Origin of the sequence: Lysinibacillus sp. BF-4 (genome assembly GCF_000743635.1) — a bacterium.
GTDB lineage: Bacteria > Bacillota > Bacilli > Bacillales_A > Planococcaceae > Metalysinibacillus > Metalysinibacillus saudimassiliensis.
On sequence record NZ_JPUW01000104.1, the window covers coordinates 1 to 658 of the forward strand.

The window sequence follows — 658 nt, forward strand, 5'->3', positions numbered from 1 at the left end:
TATAAAAAAGCATTTAAAACGAATATGCTTCGTCTTAAATGCTTGATGACCCCTACGGGATTCGAACCCGTGTTACCGCCGTGAAAGGGCGGTGTCTTAACCGCTTGACCAAGGGGCCTTACCGTAAGTATTATATGGCGGAGAAGGAGGGATTCGAACCCTCGCGCCGAATTAACGACCTACACCCTTAGCAGGGGCGCCTCTTGAGCCTCTTGAGTACTTCCCCGTATCATAAATAAAAAAATGGCTCCGAAGGTAGGACTCGAACCTACGACCGATCGGTTAACAGCCGATTGCTCTACCACTGAGCTACTTCGGAACAATATATGGTGGGCCTAAATGGACTCGAACCATCGACCTCACGCTTATCAGGCGTGCGCTCTAACCAGCTGAGCTATAGGCCCGCTTTGTTATGGAGCGGGTGATGAGAATCGAACTCACATCATCAGCTTGGAAGGCTGAGGTTTTACCACTAAACTACACCCGCTAATGAAAAAGTATGGGTCAGGACGGAATCGAACCGCCGACACTTAGAGCTTCAATCTAATGCTCTACCAACTGAGCTACTGACCCATATTAAAATGGCGGTCCCGACCGGGATCGAACCGGCGATCTCCTGCGTGACAGGCAGGCATGTTAACCGCTACACCACGGGACC

7 tRNA genes are annotated in these 658 nt (G+C 50.5%); all 7 read right to left on the minus strand.

The window, feature by feature from the left end:
• Nucleotides 1–46: 46 nt before the first annotated feature.
• Nucleotides 47–118 (minus strand) — tRNA-Glu (locus CH76_RS13345).
• Between the two features lie 17 nt (nucleotides 119–135).
• A tRNA-Ser gene (locus CH76_RS13350) sits at nucleotides 136–226 on the minus strand.
• An 18-nt stretch (nucleotides 227–244) separates the two neighbouring features.
• Nucleotides 245–319: transfer RNA gene (locus CH76_RS13355), tRNA-Asn, on the minus strand.
• 8 nt (nucleotides 320–327) lie between these two features.
• A tRNA-Ile gene (locus CH76_RS13360) sits at nucleotides 328–404 on the minus strand.
• Between the two features lie 9 nt (nucleotides 405–413).
• Nucleotides 414–487 (minus strand) — tRNA-Gly (locus tag CH76_RS13365).
• Nucleotides 488–500: 13 nt separating this feature from the next.
• A tRNA-Phe gene (locus CH76_RS13370) sits at nucleotides 501–573 on the minus strand.
• 9 nt (nucleotides 574–582) lie between these two features.
• Nucleotides 583–658 (minus strand) — tRNA-Asp (locus CH76_RS13375).